The 16,376-nt window shown below is 59.1% G+C and carries 13 protein-coding genes and 1 pseudogene; 8 read left to right on the top strand and 6 right to left on the bottom strand.

The window, feature by feature from the left end; translation table 11 throughout:
• Positions 1-43: 43 nt before the first annotated feature.
• Together pgmB and NZ453_RS03800 are read left to right on the top strand one after the other, a co-directional pair.
• A complete protein-coding gene (gene pgmB / locus NZ453_RS03805) occupies positions 44-748 on the top strand; it encodes a beta-phosphoglucomutase (protein WP_263769041.1) in 705 nt (234 codons plus the stop codon).
• A gap of 123 nt (positions 749-871) precedes the next feature.
• Entirely contained in the window at positions 872-2,002 is a 1,131-nt protein-coding gene (locus NZ453_RS03800) for a porin (protein WP_263769040.1), read from the top strand.
• A gap of 53 nt (positions 2,003-2,055) precedes the next feature.
• On the opposite strand, the gene NZ453_RS03795 is transcribed toward NZ453_RS03800, so the two are convergent.
• Positions 2,056-2,805, bottom strand: a complete 750-nt coding sequence (locus NZ453_RS03795) for a helix-turn-helix domain-containing protein (RefSeq protein ID WP_263769039.1) — start codon at positions 2,803-2,805, stop codon at positions 2,056-2,058.
• 123 nt (positions 2,806-2,928) lie between these two features.
• Between NZ453_RS03795 and NZ453_RS03790 the strand changes: the two genes are divergently transcribed.
• Both NZ453_RS03790 and aas read left to right on the top strand, forming a co-directional pair.
• Complete coding sequence (locus NZ453_RS03790) at positions 2,929-3,732, top strand: hypothetical protein (protein ID WP_263769038.1); 804 nt, start codon at positions 2,929-2,931, stop codon at positions 3,730-3,732.
• A gap of 9 nt (positions 3,733-3,741) precedes the next feature.
• Positions 3,742-5,886, top strand: a complete 2,145-nt coding sequence (gene aas, locus NZ453_RS03785; protein WP_263769037.1) for a bifunctional acyl-ACP--phospholipid O-acyltransferase/long-chain-fatty-acid--ACP ligase — start codon at positions 3,742-3,744, stop codon at positions 5,884-5,886.
• Positions 5,887-5,971: 85 nt separating this feature from the next.
• On the opposite strand, the gene dinB is transcribed toward aas, so the two are convergent.
• Positions 5,972-7,120, bottom strand: coding sequence for a DNA polymerase IV (gene dinB, locus NZ453_RS03780; protein WP_263769034.1), 1,149 nt, complete (start codon positions 7,118-7,120; stop codon positions 5,972-5,974).
• A gap of 261 nt (positions 7,121-7,381) precedes the next feature.
• On the opposite strand from dinB, the gene NZ453_RS03775 reads away from it, so the two are divergent.
• Together NZ453_RS03775 and NZ453_RS03770 are read left to right on the top strand one after the other, a co-directional pair.
• The gene (locus NZ453_RS03775) at positions 7,382-9,103 is read left to right on the top strand and encodes an HD domain-containing phosphohydrolase (RefSeq protein WP_263769033.1); all 1,722 of its coding nucleotides are present in this window, start codon (positions 7,382-7,384) and stop codon (positions 9,101-9,103) included.
• A 467-nt stretch (positions 9,104-9,570) separates the two neighbouring features.
• Positions 9,571-11,667 carry a PAS domain-containing hybrid sensor histidine kinase/response regulator gene (locus NZ453_RS03770; protein ID WP_263769031.1) on the top strand — a complete coding sequence of 699 codons (2,097 nt, stop codon included), beginning with the start codon at positions 9,571-9,573 and terminating at the stop codon, positions 11,665-11,667.
• A gap of 217 nt (positions 11,668-11,884) precedes the next feature.
• Here the strand turns inward: NZ453_RS03770 and NZ453_RS03765 are convergent, their stop codons facing one another.
• Both NZ453_RS03765 and NZ453_RS03760 read right to left on the bottom strand, forming a co-directional pair.
• Positions 11,885-12,565, bottom strand: a complete 681-nt coding sequence (locus NZ453_RS03765; RefSeq protein WP_263769030.1) for an NHL repeat-containing protein — start codon at positions 12,563-12,565, stop codon at positions 11,885-11,887.
• 35 nt (positions 12,566-12,600) lie between these two features.
• On the bottom strand, positions 12,601-13,818 hold the full coding sequence (locus NZ453_RS03760; protein ID WP_263769029.1) for a hypothetical protein: 1,218 nt from the start codon (positions 13,816-13,818) through the stop codon (positions 12,601-12,603).
• Between the two features lie 409 nt (positions 13,819-14,227).
• Between NZ453_RS03760 and NZ453_RS03755 the strand changes: the two genes are divergently transcribed.
• Together NZ453_RS03755 and NZ453_RS03750 are read left to right on the top strand one after the other, a co-directional pair.
• Positions 14,228-14,860, top strand: a complete 633-nt coding sequence (locus tag NZ453_RS03755; protein ID WP_263769028.1) for a glutathione S-transferase family protein — start codon at positions 14,228-14,230, stop codon at positions 14,858-14,860.
• Between the two features lie 144 nt (positions 14,861-15,004).
• Entirely contained in the window at positions 15,005-15,730 is a 726-nt protein-coding gene (locus tag NZ453_RS03750; RefSeq protein ID WP_263769027.1) for a DUF899 family protein, read from the top strand.
• Here NZ453_RS03750 and NZ453_RS03745 read toward each other — a convergent pair.
• Entirely contained in the window at positions 15,709-16,116 is a 408-nt protein-coding gene (locus tag NZ453_RS03745; protein ID WP_263769026.1) for a hypothetical protein, read from the bottom strand. The genes NZ453_RS03750 and NZ453_RS03745 overlap by 22 nt on opposite strands.
• A gap of 72 nt (positions 16,117-16,188) precedes the next feature.
• A pseudogene (locus NZ453_RS03740) lies at positions 16,189-16,376 on the bottom strand (NADPH-dependent F420 reductase); the annotation flags it as partial.

Genomic DNA, 16,376 nt, shown 5'->3' with positions numbered 1-16,376 from the left:
CGGAGGGCAAGGCGAACCAATCACCCCTCTTGCTGGAGTCATCGTGCACTCGGAAATCGCCTGCTTCATTTTTGATCTCGACGGCGTGTTGGTCGACACCGCCAAATACCACTACCAAGCCTGGCGCAAGCTGGCCAACGAAATGGGTTTCGAGTTATCGCCTGAAACCAATGAACTGCTCAAAGGCGTATCTCGGACGAGAAGCCTTGAGATCATTCTCGGCCTGGTGAGCATTCGAGCGAGCGGCGACGAACTCGATGCACTGGCGGAGAAGAAGAACGCCTGGTACCTCGACTACGTTACCCGGATGCAACCATCCGAGGTACTGCCCAACGTCAGAACGTTCGTCAAGCAAGCGCGGGCGAAGAACATCAAGACGGCGATCGGCAGTGCCAGCAAGAACACGCCAACCATCCTTGAGCGGACCGGACTCGCATCACTCTTCGATGCGGTCGTCGACGGCAATGTCACCACCGTGGCAAAGCCCGATCCCGAAGTTTTTCTCAAGGCTGCGGACCGCCTCTCCATGCCTCCGCCATTGTGCGTCGTGTTCGAGGATTCAGCCTCCGGTGTGACGGCTGCGCGTAACGCGGGGATGCATGTCGTTGGAATTGGAGACCCGCAATCACTCAAGGATGCCGATCTCGTGATTAGCGGTTTCTCCGGAATCACGCCCACCGCCATTTTGAAGCAGATCGAGCAGCGGTATCGAGATCGCCAGATAACGAAAAGCAAAAGCAACCCATGAGCAATGTTCAAACAGGAAAGGAGGCGGAAGAAACGAATCGTTCGGGACCGATGAGGAAAAAGAAGACATAACCAGTCGAGTGGCTTCTAGCCACCGTTAACTACAAATTGGAGGAGATTCAACATGCAGAAGAAAGCAATCGTACTGGCAGTCGCCGGCCTGCTTCCCGTCGCTGCAATGGCGCAAACGAACGTGACGGTCTACGGCGTAGCCGACGGAAATTACACGTTTGCCAACGACAGCCCAGTTCGCGGTTCAAAGAGTCTGAGCGCCGTCCAGTCCGGAGGTCAATCGGGTTCGCGGGTTGGTTTCAAAGGTTCCGAGACGCTGGGTGACGGCCTTGAAGCGAAGTTCCGGCTTGAAGCCGGATTGAGTCTGGATACCGGATTGTCGACGCAAACCGGTACCTTCGGCCGTTGGTCCACGGTGGGCCTCGCCAGCAAGAACTGGGGGGAAATCGAGATCGGCCGTCGCGATACCTTCCACGATCAGTTGGTGGGCGGCGCGTCCGCCAATGGCAGAACCACCGTCGCGCAAGTGAGCCCCGTATATATCGACCAGGCGCGCATCGGCAACTTTGTTGCCTATCTCTCCCCGACTTGGAACGGCCTACAACTGAAGGCTGGATTCTCAACAGCCGGAAACGACACGGCGGCTCAGGAAGTCGAACCGACCCGAATCACGGCCGCCGCTCAGAATACCGCCGCCAACACCAACAACCGCTTGTGGACCGTCGCCGCTCACTACGTCAACGGCCCGGCACTTCTAGGCGCTAGTTATGAGCGGAACAAGCTGCAGAACCGTAGCGCGGTCGCCGGTATCGACGGCACTTACGACGCTGGCAACGTCTGGAACATCGCCGGTGCCTACGACTTTGGAGTTGTTCGTTTGGACGCTGCGTACGGCGAGTACAACTATGCAAAGAACACCATGCTGAGTAGCGGGGCGGAAACCAAGGACTCGCGCAAGCAGTGGACCGTCGGGCTGGCCGCTCCCGTCGGTACGAATGGGAAAGCGACGTTGGTCTATGCCAAGGCAAAACTCGATTACATCAACTCCGCGACCCACGACGATTCACTCAGCATGTGGGGAGCCGCTTACTTCCACAACCTGAGCAAGCGGACAAACCTCTACGTCGCCTATGGAAAGATCAATCAGGACGACGACACCCTGACGAAAGCGAGCATCTCCACGCTTCCGTCTGGCACGACCTATCAGCAGGCTTACCAGCTCGGTATTCGCCATATGTTCTAGCTACCCACCCATGGCACTCTTCTAGGTCTTCGGGCGCTTCGGCGCCCGCTTTTTTAACGCCGCAACCGGCTAAACGCCGCGATCTCCCATTCGCGCGTTGCCAGCAACATGCCGACGCCATGCCGGCGCGCAAGCGGGGCCGAGAGGCTTTCCTCGTGCAACTCGGCAAAGCGCTGCCTGAGTCGGCGCAGTTCAGTCAGCAGCTTCGCGGCGGCGACGTCGGTCAGCATCGCGTGCGAGAAGGCCATCATTTCGTCGTCATTCGAAAAGTCGGTCCCCAGGAAATCGTGCAGCCCGTTCTCGCGGAAGTATTGGCGGATCGGTCCCTTCGGCCGCCAGTCGAAATCGCGGGCCACGTTGAGCCGTATCCGGTTCCCGGGCAGCAGCACGATCAGGCGCAGGCGATCGAGCTGTACCAGCCGCTGGATACACTCTGCTGCGCTCAGGCGATACCTGCGCACGATGTCCTCGACGCTCCAGTGATTGAGTGAGCAGATGGCGACGAGCAGGAGTTTTTCGTCGGAGACGAGCTCCCTCTCCTGCGCCTCGCTGAGCAGGTGCACCAGGTTTTCTGAGACCGAGGCTTCCTGAGCCAGTTCGGCGAGCGTAAAGCCCAGGAAATGGCTGATCTCCACCAGCCGGTCGAGCGAGAAGCGGCCGGTGGCAAACATGCGCTTCACGCTCGGCTCGGATAACGAGAGCGCCGCCGCCAGGTCACGATACGTCGCACCCTGCAGTTTTAAACGCTTTTTCAGCGTTCTGACCAACTGCCCCGTCTCTCCCCTGCCTCCAAACTCGCTCATGGCATAAAGTATCAATATTCAATACTTTTAATTATAATCCTAGCCACTTTTTTGGTAATAGTTTCTTCCATTCAGGTCCGGCGGCATCCTGAGCGCTCCTTCAATCAGGAACGGAGAAAAACAATGAATGCCGCCACAAGAATCGCCCCAACGGCGCTTGTCACCCTGCTCACCGGGGTCGCGCTCTGGCATGGCCCGATCGCGCAGTTGCCCGACTACCACGCCTTCGCCGACGTCAGTGTCGTCTACGGAATTCCTCACTTCGCCGATGTGGTGTCGAATGCCGGCTTCGCGTTGGTCGCTCTGTGGGCGGCGTTTCGTCTACCACGCGTCTGCACTCACCGCTCGCTCGTCAATGGCTGGGCCGGCTATCGGCTCTTTCTGATCGGTCTCGTCCTCACCGCGTTCGGTTCCGCGTGGTACCACTTGGCCCCCGACAACGCACGCCTGGTCTGGGACCGCTTGCCGATTACCCTCGCCTGCGGCGGCTTGCTGGCAGGAGTATGGGGCGACGTCAGGGGTGAATCGAGCGCCGTCCTCGCCGCCTGGATGGCTGCACTCGGCGTCTACAGCGTCGCCTGGTGGTACCTCTCGGAAATCGCGGGACAAGGCGACCTGCGCTTTTATCTTCTGCTGCAAATCCTGCCCATGCTATTGATCCCGCTGTGGCAGTGGCTTTATCGTGCCCCGCTGGCTGACCGTTTGTCGTTCAGTGCAGCTCTGCTACTCTATGCCGCCGCCAAGTTAACGGAGATTAACGATCACCAGATCGCCGAGGCGCTAGGCGTCGTAACTGGTCATACGTTGAAACACCTGCTGGCGACTGGAGCTGCCGCTGTCATTGTGGGGCGTCTGGTCTGCCGGGTCTGCCTTGGAAAAAAAACGGTACAGATCTGCGTCATTGACCAGAGCCAACAACACAAATAAGCCAACATCATGTTCAAGACGATTCTTCACCTACTGCTAAAGTTCCTGTTCCGGGTCGAGTTGCATGGCGACACTTCGGCTTTCGTCAATCGGCGAACTCTGGTTGTCGCCAACCACGAATCGTTCATCGACGGGTTGCTGCTCGGACTCAACATGCCGGTCGATGCGGTATATGTGGTGCATAAGCAGATCGCCGACCGGCCGTTGTTCGGCTTCCTTCTGCGCTTCGTGCGCCATCTGCCCGTCGAATCCACGAGTCCGCTGGCGATGAAGCAGATCGTGAAGCTGGTCGAGACCGGGCAGCCCGTCGTCATCTTTCCCGAAGGCCGCATTACGCGGACGGGCTCGTTGATGAAGGTCTACGACGGCGCAGCATTCGTCGCGGCCAGGACGGGCGCCACCGTCGTTCCGGTACGCATCGACGGCGCGGCACGTAGCTATTTTGGTCGGCTCGGCGGTGTCTATCCGCGCAAGTTCTTCCCCAAAGTGACGATTTCGGTGCAGCCCCGGCGCATGATCGAGATGCCCGACCTACCGTCGGCGAAGGAAAGGCGCCGCCGGTGCGGTGAACTGATGCGCCGCATCCTCCTCGATATGCTGGTCGCGACGCGCCCCGAACGCACGATCTACGACGCATTCCTCGACGGCATGGCGACGTTCGGGCGCGACCACGAGCTCATCGAGGACGTCCGTCTGCGTGAGGAATCCTACGGTTCGGTGCTGCGCATGGCACTCGGGATGCGGCAAGTCATCAGAAAGATCACGGCGTGCGACGAGATCGTCGGCGTATTGACCCCGAGCGCGGCCGCCACCCCGGCTCTGATCCTGGCACTTTCGGCCAGCCGGCGCATCCCGGCCATGCTCAACTACACGGCCGGCGTCGACGGCCTGCGCGCCGCGTGTACGGCGGCGAAGATCCGGACGATCATCACCTCGCGCGAGTTCGTCGCAAAGGCAAAGCTCGAAGCCACACTGGCGAGGATCGAGGGCGTCGAATTCAGCTACCTCGAAGACTTCAAGTCGCAGATAGGCCTCAGCGATAAAGCCACGGTCCTCTGGCGCAGTATCTTTCCGCGCGGAGCAGCGGAACGGCAGGCTCCCGGCGACCCCGCAATCGTGTTGTTCACCTCGGGGTCGGAAGGCAAGCCGAAAGGTGTCGTGCATACGCACTCGTCGGTGCTCTCGAACGTCGCGCAAATCAGGGCCGTCGCCGATTTCACGCCGCTCGACAAGTTCATGATGGCGCTGCCGCTCTTCCACTCGTTCGGCCTCACCTGCGGCGTACTGCTGCCCCTCGTCTCGGGATGCAAGGTCTTCCTGTACCCGAACCCGTTGCATTACCGCGTCATTCCCGAGGTCGTGTATGACCGCGACTGCACCGTACTTTTCGGTACCTCGACTTTTCTCGGCAACTACGCGAAGTACGCGCACCCGTACGATTTCGGACGGCTGCGCTATGTCGTCGCCGGCGCCGAGAAACTGAACGATGCCGTGCGACAGACCTGGATGGACAAGTTCGGCATTCGCATCCTCGAAGGCTACGGGATCACGGAGTGCGCGCCGGTGGTCGCCGTCAACGTGCCCATGGCGTGCCGCATCGGTAGTGTCGGGCAAATGTTGCCGGGAATCGAACACCGACTCGAACCCGTCCCCGGCATCGCCAACGGCGGAGCGTTGCACGTGAAAGGACCCAACGTCATGCGCGGCTACCTGCTGTTCGACAAGCCCGGCGTGATCCAGACGCCAGAGAGCCATGAACCGGGCTGGTACGCGACCGGTGACGTCGTCGAGTTCGATGCCGACGGTTTCCTGCACATTCGCGGTCGGATCAAGCGTTTTGCCAAGATCGCCGGCGAAATGGTCTCGCTCGAAGTCGTCGAAGGACTGGCAAAGGCCGCCGGACAGGGCTTCGCACACGCCGCCTCAACGCGCCCGGATGCGAGCAAGGGCGAAGCGCTCGTCCTGTTCACGACCTCGCCGCACCTGCGCCGCGAACACCTGCTTGCCGCCGCGAAAGCGGCGGGCGCGAGCGAGCTCGCTGTACCGCGTACGATCCGGGTAGTGAAGGAGATTCCACTCCTCGGTACCGGGAAAACGGACTACGTAACGCTCAAGCGGATGGCCGAGGAAACGCCGCCGGAACCGGGCGAATAGGCGCTTCGGACCCAACAAAAGGGCAGCGACCGCACAGTGAAGAGAGCGCGCGAGTGACGACTCGGCAAACGCGGCGGCTAAGCCCTTAAAACCGTAGCTCGGCCTGCACGGCGGTCGGTGGCAAAGACTCGTCGCCCGCCGGTGTGAGATTGCCGGCGCGCACGCCGAGCAAGCGCAGACGCTGCGTCAGCGGCGCGCGTTTCAGGCATTCGCCGGCCGCCTTGCGGATGGCCGGGCCGTCGCGTACCGGGAACGGCAGCGTGATGTCGCGCGTCACCGCGTGAAAATCGGCGTAGCGCAACTTGATGCCGATCGTCTGGCTTGCGTACCCTTTGCGCTCCAGGTCCTCGCCCAGTTTCATGCACAGCCAGGTAAAGATTCGGGAGAGTTCGGCGCGGTCGCGCCGGGCATCGAGATCGCGTTCGAAGGTCGTTTCGCGGCTGATCGACTTCGGCTCGGACTCAGTCACCACCGGCCGGTCGTCATGACCGTGCGCGGCGCGATGCATCCACGCGCCGGTAGACCGGCCGAAATGACGAACGAGAAAATCCTCCGGCGTCGCCGCAAGATCGCCGATCGTGTGGATACCCAGACGACCCAGCTTCTCCGCCGACTTGGGGCCGATGCCGTTGATCTTCTTCGCCGCCAGCGGCCACAGGCGCGTCGGCACATCCTCGGCGTTCAAGATCGTGAGACCATTCGGCTTCTGCAAATCCGAACCAATCTTCGATAAAAGCTTGTTCGGGCTGACAGCAATCGAACAGGTCAAACCCGTCGCGTCGAACACCGCCTCCTTGATGCGCCGCGCCAGCGGCTCAGTCTCTTCCGGGATGTCGGTCAGGTCGATATAGATTTCGTCGACACCGCGGTCTTCGAACTGTGGAGCGATCGTGGTCACCGCTGACTTGAACCGGCGGGAGTAGTCGCGGTAGGCATCGAAGTTCGCCGGAAGCAACACGGCGTCCGGCGCGAGCTTCGCCGACTTCATCAACCCCATGCCGGAAAACACGCCCAACGCACGTGCTTCATAGGTGGAAGTCGTCACCACGCCACGCCCGACGTAGTCGCGCAGGCGAGCGAACGCAAGTGACCCATCTTCCCGTTGCGTCGGCTGGTGGATGCTGCGTCCGCCGACGACGACCGCCCTTCCCTTCAGCTCGGGGTAGCGCAGCAACTCGACCGACGCGAAAAACGCGTCCATGTCGAGGTGGGCGATGCGGCGGATACTGTTCATCCGTACAGTTTATCGCATTCATTAAGCCTTCCTGCGCTTTCATGCAACGCGTCCACGGGATGTACGCGGCCCCGGGCCCGCGTGTAAGCCAGGCATCTGAGCCATAGTGCGTTCTACGTCCTGTTGCACGGCGCGGTTGAAGTCTCACTCGCGCACTATAGACCTTTAGCGGTGGTCTAATAGCCATACTCGAGTTGGCCGGATGACTGACTGGCATACAGACCAATGACTTTTTTGGAACAAGAGAGGACGCTGTAAAAAGTGAAGCGGGAGCAAGCCATCCTTGAAGGGCTGATTCGGTGCGCCAGAGAGATGACGGCGGAGCGAGACCGGGTTCGCCTCATCCAGCAAATCCTGAGCGCCGGCAAGGAAATAGCCCATTGCCAAGCGGCAACCCTCTTTCTTCGCACAGCAAACGACACCCTGCGCTTCGCGGTTCGTACCAGCGTAGACGATATTGGCGGATTCGAAGTACCGCTTTACGACCCGGTAACAAAAGAGCCCGAGAGCGGTTACGTATCGGCTTACGCGGTACTGAACAACACAACCGTGGTGATCGACGACGTCTATCGGGAAACGCGCTTCGACCTTTCCGGTACCAAGCGCTTCAGCGAATCAACCGGCCTGCGCGCCGTCTCGATGCTGACGGTACCGCTTACCCCGCGCGACCACGCGCCCATTGGCGTACTCCAATTCCTCAATGCAACGGATCCCGATACCGCCGAGATCGTCGGATTTTCTCCTGATGTCGTCGGTTTTGTTGAGGCCCTGGCCTCTCAAGCGGCGATCGCACTGGACAACCTCCGCCTCGTCGACGAACAACGGGCGATGGTGGATGGCCTCGTCGCCGTCATGGCGGAAGCGGTCGACGCCAAGAGCCGGTACACCGGAGGGCACTGCGCCCGGATGTCCGAATTGGCCGTCATGCTCGCAGAGGAGGCAAGCGGCGCGACGTCGGGGGCCCTCGCCGGCTTCGGCTTCCGGTCTGATGAGGAATGGCGCGAGTTCCGAATCGCGGCGCGCCTTCATGACTTTGGAAAGCTGGCCACCCCCGAATACATCGTGGACAAGGCGACGAAACTCGAGACGGTCCACAACCGTATCCACGAAGTGAGAGCCCGGTTCGAGGTTCTGTTCCGCGATGCAGAGATTGCCCGCCTGCGCGCGATCCACGAGCAAGGGGTGGCCCCGGAACAAGCAGATGCCGAATTCGATGAGCGCAAGCGAACGTTGATCGACGAATTTTCGTTCATTGCCGAGTGCAATCTCGGTCTCATCCCGATGGATGCGGACCGCCTGGCACGGCTTCACGCCATTGCCTCGCGCTGCTGGCACAGGAATTTCGATGACCGATTGGGACTCTCCCGTAACGAGTTGCGACGCATGGAGCAGGCAGGCGAAGGGAGCGCCACGGGCGATGAGCCGTTGCTCGCGGACAAGATGCAGCACGTGATCGGGCGAGACGCAACGCCAAACCCGGCAGCACAATCTGGCTTCTCGATGCCGATTCCCGAGCATCAGCTCAACTCGGGGGAACTCTACAACCTCGGCATACGAATCGGCACCCTGACAGAAGAAGAGCGCTTCACGGTCAAGGAACACGTGATCCACACGATCCGGGCGCTCGATAACCTGCCCTTCCCCGAGGGACTCAAGCGAATCCCCGAATACGCGGGATGCCATCACGAAACCCCGACGGGGACCGGGTATCCGCGACAGCTCTCCGGTGACGAAGTGTCGACGCCCGCGCGAATCCTGGCCATTGCCGACATTTTCGAGGCCTTGACCGCGTGGGATCGCCCCTATACTCGCCCCAATACCTTGAGCGAGGCGGTCGACGCGCTCTTTTCGCTAAAGGAGAACGGAGAGGTCGACGCGGAACTCTTCGATATTTTCCTGAGAAACGGCATTTACCGAATCTACGGGCAGCGCTACCTCCAACCCTCACAACTGGACGAAGTCGACGTCAGCAAGCACCTCTGACGGGAGGCAGCGTTTCCTCCTGGTTCAGCGCCATCAAGGAGAGTCGTCCACAGTCCGGAATAAACCTAGGCGTGACGGTCAAATTGCTAAGAAAAGAGCGAGGGTACTTGCCGCCATAACGTCTGCATGCAACCTGCAAGTTTGAAAGCAGTCGATGTCAATAGCGCTTGCTTAACCCGGACGTATTCCGATCCCGCGCGTAACTGTGTGGCATTACCGGGCTCGGATTAACATTGACGTATCGAGGTCTCAGCCCAACTCTAAGATAAGTTCAGAACATGGACACTGCCACACTGCTGGGTACGAACGCTTTGCTTTCTTCGGCGGCGACACTCATCATGTTCGTCGTCTTCCGCACTCGCAAAACCTATCCCGGTTTCGGTTTCTGGACCGCCGGTATCGCGTGTCTTGCCTTGGGAGCGGCGATGCTCGTACCCGCGGCTCTGCCCCAGACGTGGATCGTACGCGTGGCGCGCAACGCTTTTCTGTTGGGCGGACTTCTCCTGGTGTTCCGCGGCATGCTCATTTTCCGAGGGCTCAAGGTCAGCTATTGCTGGGATGGCCTCTTCGCCGCGGCTTTCTTGGCGGTATTCGGCTACTTCAGCCTGGATCCCGCTCAGCTTGATGCTCGCATTATTGTCTATAGTGTCCTGGCCTGCGTGCTCAGCTTGGCGACAGCCACCCTGACCTGGCGCTACCGTCCGCCTTACTTCGGTTCGAACGACGTGATGCTGGCGCTTTGGATGCTTATTGTTGGCCTCCTTTCTTTAGCGCGGATCGCGCTTCAACTTCATGGTGAGAATGCAAGTACGGCTTTCGAAGTATTGAAGGGTTTTGGCAGCCTTTACGCCCTCGCACAAATACTGACCGTGCAGCTGATGACCTTGACGCTGGTGAGCATGAATTCTCAGCGCATTGAATACGAGTATTCGGTCAGTGAAACTCGTCTTCGAGAAAGCGAGGCGCAGTTACGCTCCGTGGGCGACAACCTGCCGGACGGCTTCGTCTATCAATACGAAATGCATGACGGCAAAGTCGCGTTACGCTACATCAGCGCGGGTGTCGAGAAGATGCTTGGTTTGAAGCCCTCTGACCTCCTGGAGGACACGCAACCGCTGTTTTCTTTGATGGCACCCGAGTCTTACGCACGATACCTGGAGGAACAGGCGCGTTGTCGACGCGAGGGAATTCAGTATTCCGGCGTATTGCAATTCAACTTGGCCAATGAGCGGCACGTCTGGCTACAGGCTCGTTCAGCGCCGATGCAACGCATCACCGGGGAGGCGGTCTGGGTGGGTGTGGCGGTGGACATCACAAAACTCAAGGAGACCGAGGCAGAATTGGAGCGCCATCGGAACCATCTGGAAACGATGGTTGAGGAACGCACGGCGGCCTTGATCGAGGCCAAGGTAGCCGCAGAAGTGGCCAACCAGGCGAAGGGGAGTTTCTTGGCCAATATGAGCCATGAAATCCGGACTCCCATGAATGCCATCATCGGTTTTTCGGGACTTTTGCGAAGGAAACATCTTGACCCCGACACGGCAGGCAAGCTGGAGAAAATCGATGCCGCCGGAAAACATCTGCTAGGCATCGTCAACGACATCCTCGATTTCTCCAAAATCGAAGCGGGTAAGCTTCATTTGTCTGAAGACGAGCTCAACATCCGCGCGCTGCCCGACGAGGTATGCGCAATGGTGGCCGAAATGGCGCGAGCCAAGGGGATCGAACTCAAGACCGAGATGGATTTCCTCCCGCCGCAATTGCTTGGAGACGCCACACGCCTTACCCAGGCGCTACTGAACCTCGTCGGTAATGCGGTCAAGTTCACCAAGACGGGTTCGGTGACTGTACGAACAGCCAAGGAGCACGAGGACGAGCGCTCGGTTTTGCTCCGTTTTGAAGTCACTGATACCGGCATCGGTATTCCTCCGGAGACGAGGTCTCGATTGTTTTCTCCTTTCGAACAGGGCGATGCATCGACAACTCGCAGTCATGGAGGAACAGGCCTTGGATTGGCGATTACCCGACGGCTGGCGCAACTGATGGGTGGCGATGCCGGGGTGAGCAGTATTCAGGGAATAGGCAGCACTTTCTGGTTTACGGTGCGCCTGAGTAAAGCAGACGACGGACATACCGATTTAGTCGAGACATCGGACAAAGACGTCGCCGAGCAACTCCGAAAGAAGGTCGCAGGAACCCGAGTACTTCTGGTCGAAGACAACGACATCAACCAGCTTGTCGCCCAGGCAATCTTGGAAGACGCCGGCCTGATTTGCGAATTGGCCTCAGACGGAGAAGAAGCCGTCGCGAAAATCCGCAGTGCCCAGCCGGGTTGGTATGCCTTGGTCCTCATGGACCTGCAAATGCCCAAAATGGACGGAGTGACCGCGACAAAGGCTGTTCGACGACTTGATGGCGTGAAAGACATTCCCGTTATCGCCATGACGGCGAATGCCTTCGGAGAAGATGAGGAACGCTGTCTGGCCGCTGGCATGAATGACTTTATAGCCAAGCCCATTGATCCCGAAAAGCTCTACAGGAAATTACTGAGGTGGCTCAGTTAGCAACCCGACGGTGACACTTAGGCGCGCATCCTCAGAAAGGCAAGTACAGTGAATGCCCGTGTCGTACCGATGCAGCACGTTTTAGGTCGTCGAACGAGCGAGCCGCTTTAGCCGCCAGAGCGGCAGCCCCTATGAAGACGGCTAATGTCCAGGCTGGGACGATGAGCCTAGAGCTTGAGCCGACCATCCTTATCGGACTGTGCGACGTACAAAGAACCTAGGCTTTGGGTCGGCGAACCGTGCGTACTTTTCCACTCGGGCCTCCTCCTGCATAGAACAGATCCCCGCCATCCGATTCGAGCCCAGATACTCCAACACCTTCCGGCATCGTCAGTTGGAGCAGAACGCTGCCGTTATCAACGTCGATCCGACGAATATCGCTTTGCTCACCTTCCCACGTACCGTGCCAAAGCTCGTCGTCCACCCAGGTCACCCCTGTGACAAATCGGTTTGACTCAATCGTGCGTAAGATGGCCCCTGAATCGGGGTCGATCTGGTGGATTTTTCGGTCGCGGTACTGGCCAACCCATAGTGTTCCTTCGGCCCACGCGAGCCCCGAGTCGCCGCCACTCGTTCCCGGCGAAGGGATCGTAGCGACGACAGCCCCGGTTTCGGGATCGATTTTGTGAATACTTCCGCCAGCTATCTGATAAAGAAAACGACCGTCATAAGCTGTGCCAGCGTCCGACGCGACGTCGATTATGCGCACTTCCCGGCCGCTTGCAGGATCGATCGCCCGAAGGTTCTTGCCAGCAGCAAACCATACATGGCTTCCGTCAAATGTCACGCCGCCGACACTAGGTGCGCCTGAGAATGGGCCAAGTTCAGACACAATTTCCGCCGGCCTTACACGACCCGAACTACCGGTATCAGATTCGTCGCCTATCTCGTATGTCATGGTGTATCCATTTCAAACCATTGGGAAAAGCCAGCTTATCTGCTCTCGACGAACGTAGGGAGTAACAACATCGTCGCGAATTCGCTGACTGAAGCGGCAAGCCAGCGGCGCGTTCGCCCGTTGCCAAGTGCGCGTGCCTTACCTGCCGCCATCAAATCGGCGAGCACGCGTTGCACGGTCCGCTGGCTCAGGTCAAGCGCCAATGCCAAGGCAGATGTAGACCAGGCTTCTCCATCGGCCATCAGCGCGATCACCGCCGCGTCATCGCTCTCAACTGGCGGGGCAAGAACCAGTACGGAGCCGGAATGGGGCACCAGAGCGAAGCCCGAAGGAGTCGCTTGCACGCCAGCAAGCGTACTTAGTTCTTTGCGCAAACGCCCAAGTTCGACCCGAAGCCGTGCTCGATGTGATTCATCGATACGTCGTGCGCGGAATGCGCGTTCGCAGAGAAGTTCGCGGGTCGCATCTCCTGGCCAGCTCTCAGCCAACGTTCGCAGCAATGCAAATAGAACGGGACGCCGTGCGAACTCAACTTCTACCCCGTGGACGCGCGCCGTTCTCCGGCAGGCGTCTACGACGAGGTGTTCAGATGTCGATAACGCCTCAATTTCAGCGATTACTAACGGTCGTTCCCTTCCCGCCGACACGAGCCTTGCCGCCGGCAATTGAAACGCGCGCTCGGCGTATTGAACCTCCGCGCAAAGCGCCGCAATGCCCGACTGGGTAGCGGCAATCCGAGCCGCCTCAAGCGCCGCTTTTGCCGGTATAACCTTAACCTTCCGCAGAGCAATCTCGAATGCGATAAGCTCACTCCGCGCCTTCAACATGGCTGACGCTGTTGTCATTTTGAGCGTGCTGAGCGTTTCACTTGCCTCGTGTACGCGACCGAGCAGGAGTTGTTGGCGAATTGCTATCAGTGCCGTATGCAGCGCATTTTCGTGATCGCCCATCGCTTCGAAGGTCCGCCTTGCTCGATTCAAAGCTGGGTTTAGCCCGCGTAGATCGCGCACAGCCAAGGCAATTTCCGCTTCGGCCGCGATGCATCGAGCACGTTCCGTCCGCTCTGCCGGAGCGAAAGCACGCACGGCACGCCGCAATAGCGCCCTCGCCGTTTTTAGCTCACCTAGCTGAGCCATCGCGATCCCGCGCAAGGCCAGCGCCCGCGGATCTTGGCGCAACGCAACTCGCTTTAAGGCGGCCAGCGGATCGCCCGCATTGAGGGCCCGCGCGGCAGACGCGATCAATGTGTCCATAGTGCATCTTTTATGTCGATGGCTCGCACCCGAAACGCGTCAAAGTTGTTACTCACCATTCTCCTCCGCCATCGATAAGCTCCGACTCGTCGCCCCTTGGTGATCAAACTAAACGGCATTGGGGATAAAGCCCTTTGGACAATTTGCGCTGAGTTGGATTCCGGCTCTCGTTGGCGCCGTCTTTAATGCAAGGGCCGGGAACCGATCGTTCATCAGGTGAACCGTCGGCCGGACAAACGGCGGAGTTTTCTATGGAGCCGAGCCGGTTGGCGAAAACCAGGAACCGCGCGTCCGGCCGTATCGCACCTTTGCTTTCGGCGAAGGTTCGCGTAACGCCAAAGCCGCAAAAAGCGCAGGCTAACTTCAGCGCGTCGTGATCAATTGAAGACCACTTAAGGAAGGAAGCATCATGATGAAACTCTACGGATTTGGCCCTTCACGTTGGCTACGGGTGTTGTGGGCAATTGGGGAATTGGGCATCGACTGCGAACTCGTACCGGTCAAAATACCCGCGGGCGAACATTTGGCGCCGGAGTTCCTGCGCCTTAATCCCGCGCATAAAGTGCCTGTGTTGGTAGATGGCGACCAGGTGATTACCGAGTCAGCCGCCATTGTTCTCTACCTTGCTGAGAAATATCCTGCAAAAGGCCTGCTGCCCTCAGACCTGGCACAGCGCGCTCAGGTTTACCGCTGGATCTTTTTTACCATGACGGAGCTCGATCAACCGTTGTGGCGTATTGCTCGCCACAGCTTCCTCTACCCCGAGGACAAACGGTCCCCGGCCGACATTGCGCTCGCCCGGGAAGACTTTGCGGACATGGCACGGGTGCTGGAGAAACACATGATCGGGCGAGAGTTCGTTGTAGGTAATTCAATCACCGCCGCCGACTGCGTGGTGGCCTACACGGTTGATTGGGCCAAAGAATTCAACCTGCTCGGATCACTGCCTCAACTGCGCGCGTATCTGGACCGTATGTATGCCCGGCCTAACGCACCGCGTCGTTTTGCTGCCGCAAGCGCTGGAATAGAGGCACCGGCGTGATACGAAATGCGCCGCCGACCGCCAAATACAGACGCATCAAGACGAGACAGCGCAAGGAACGGGCTCATAGGCCAACAATCCAAGGACTTAACGCGGTCGTGATCAGATCGCATTTCGGGAATCGACTGCTATAGGAGCTGACTCATGCTAGATGACAAACCTACAGGTGTTTTTCGCCACACTCGATTGGCGAACGAGTCCGACGAGTATCTCGCGAAGCGCGAAGAGCTGAGGCTAGCCGAAATCGATTCAATGCAGTTGCGCGAGCGCGTCGCCGAGTTGCGCCGCCAGCTACCTCAGGGCGCGGCTGTCGACGACTACGCCTTCACCGAAGGCCCCGCCGATCTTGAGGACGGCGACACGCCCATTCGAAGGGTGCGACTGAGCGAGCTCTTCTCCGGGCCAAATCGGACACTCGTGATCTATCACTTCATGTACGGCAAGAGGCAGTCGAAGGCATGTCCGATGTGCACGCTCTGGATCGACGGGTTCAATGGTGTTGCGCAGCATATAGTGCAGAACGTTGATTTCGCCATCGTGGCCGCCGCCGATTCTCCCACCCTGCGCGCATTCGCCCGAACGAGAGCCTGGAACAAATTGCGGCTGCTGAGCGCCGCCGAAGGTAGCACGTTCAAGTACGACCTGGGTAGCGAAGACGAGGAAGGTAATCAGGACTCGACCATCTCGGTATTCACCCGCGAATCCGACGGCACGCTTCGACACTTCTACAGCGCACATCCGCGAATGGCGGGCGACATCGGTGAACGCGGCATCGACCTTTTGACTCCCGTCTACAACATTCTCGACCTCACACCTGGCGGACGAGGGAACTGGTATGCGTCCTTAGGCTACGGAACGAGGATGACGTGAAACGGCTCGCTATCCGTGCAAGTTCCCGTACCGCCAATCTCCTTTAGCCCAGCCTGAACCGCGATCTCCCCGATGGCGGCGTCGGTTGTGAAGAGCCGAAAGTGCTTCCCGCCTACCTTATAAGCGGTTGCGATTTCGTCTTCAACCTGTTGAATCGCCCTCTCCAACGCAAGCGGCGTGGGTAGCCGGTCATTGAAGTATTCCTGCGCAATTCCCGAGGTGCCAAGCGAAAGCACAAGAACCTCATCCTGATCGATGGTGTCGCCGAAAGCGATGGCCGTTTGTTCTGCGCCCAAGTGTAAGACGGCGATGGCCCCCTCCGAGACATGATTCCGGATGAAAGAAGTGCTGTGCAGAATGTGGCTCGTGATGGCTGAGTGGTTCATCTTGTCTCAAGGACACCGCGGCATCTCCACCGGTTAGTTGAAACCGGGGAGAGCCGTCGGCGAATGGCTGTTTCAGGACTTCCGCATCCAAGTGGGGGCGATGGCTGTGCCGAGGCCGGCGCCGTAGCCGAAGTAGATGTTCAGCCCAGCCAGCGGCTCAAGATAGCGGGCGTTCTTCAAGCCTCCGGCATCAACCGGCGAAAACCCCAGGCTTGAGGCCAATTCCGTCGCGATGCGTTTGGCGCGGGCACTGTCGCTGG

This window comes from Propionivibrio soli, from assembly GCF_025770765.1.
GTDB lineage: Bacteria > Pseudomonadota > Gammaproteobacteria > Burkholderiales > Rhodocyclaceae > Propionivibrio > Propionivibrio soli.
This window is presented reverse-complemented; position numbering and strand designations above follow the sequence as displayed.

Excerpts from the sequence above, each read along its gene's own strand:
- NZ453_RS03800 (WP_263769040.1), top strand. The coding sequence starts at position 872 with ATGCAGAAGAAAGCAATCGTACTGGCAGTCGCCGGCCTGCTTCCCGTC.
- NZ453_RS03795 (WP_263769039.1), bottom strand. The coding sequence starts at position 2,805 with ATGAGCGAGTTTGGAGGCAGGGGAGAGACGGGGCAGTTGGTCAGAACG.
- NZ453_RS03790 (WP_263769038.1), top strand. The coding sequence starts at position 2,929 with ATGAATGCCGCCACAAGAATCGCCCCAACGGCGCTTGTCACCCTGCTC.
- aas (WP_263769037.1), top strand. The coding sequence starts at position 3,742 with ATGTTCAAGACGATTCTTCACCTACTGCTAAAGTTCCTGTTCCGGGTC.
- dinB (WP_263769034.1), bottom strand. The coding sequence starts at position 7,120 with ATGAACAGTATCCGCCGCATCGCCCACCTCGACATGGACGCGTTTTTC.
- NZ453_RS03765 (WP_263769030.1), bottom strand. The coding sequence starts at position 12,565 with ATGACATACGAGATAGGCGACGAATCTGATACCGGTAGTTCGGGTCGT.
- NZ453_RS03760 (WP_263769029.1), bottom strand. The coding sequence starts at position 13,818 with ATGGACACATTGATCGCGTCTGCCGCGCGGGCCCTCAATGCGGGCGAT.
- NZ453_RS03755 (WP_263769028.1), top strand. The coding sequence starts at position 14,228 with ATGATGAAACTCTACGGATTTGGCCCTTCACGTTGGCTACGGGTGTTG.
- NZ453_RS03750 (WP_263769027.1), top strand. The coding sequence starts at position 15,005 with ATGCTAGATGACAAACCTACAGGTGTTTTTCGCCACACTCGATTGGCG.
- NZ453_RS03745 (WP_263769026.1), bottom strand. The coding sequence starts at position 16,116 with ATGAACCACTCAGCCATCACGAGCCACATTCTGCACAGCACTTCTTTC.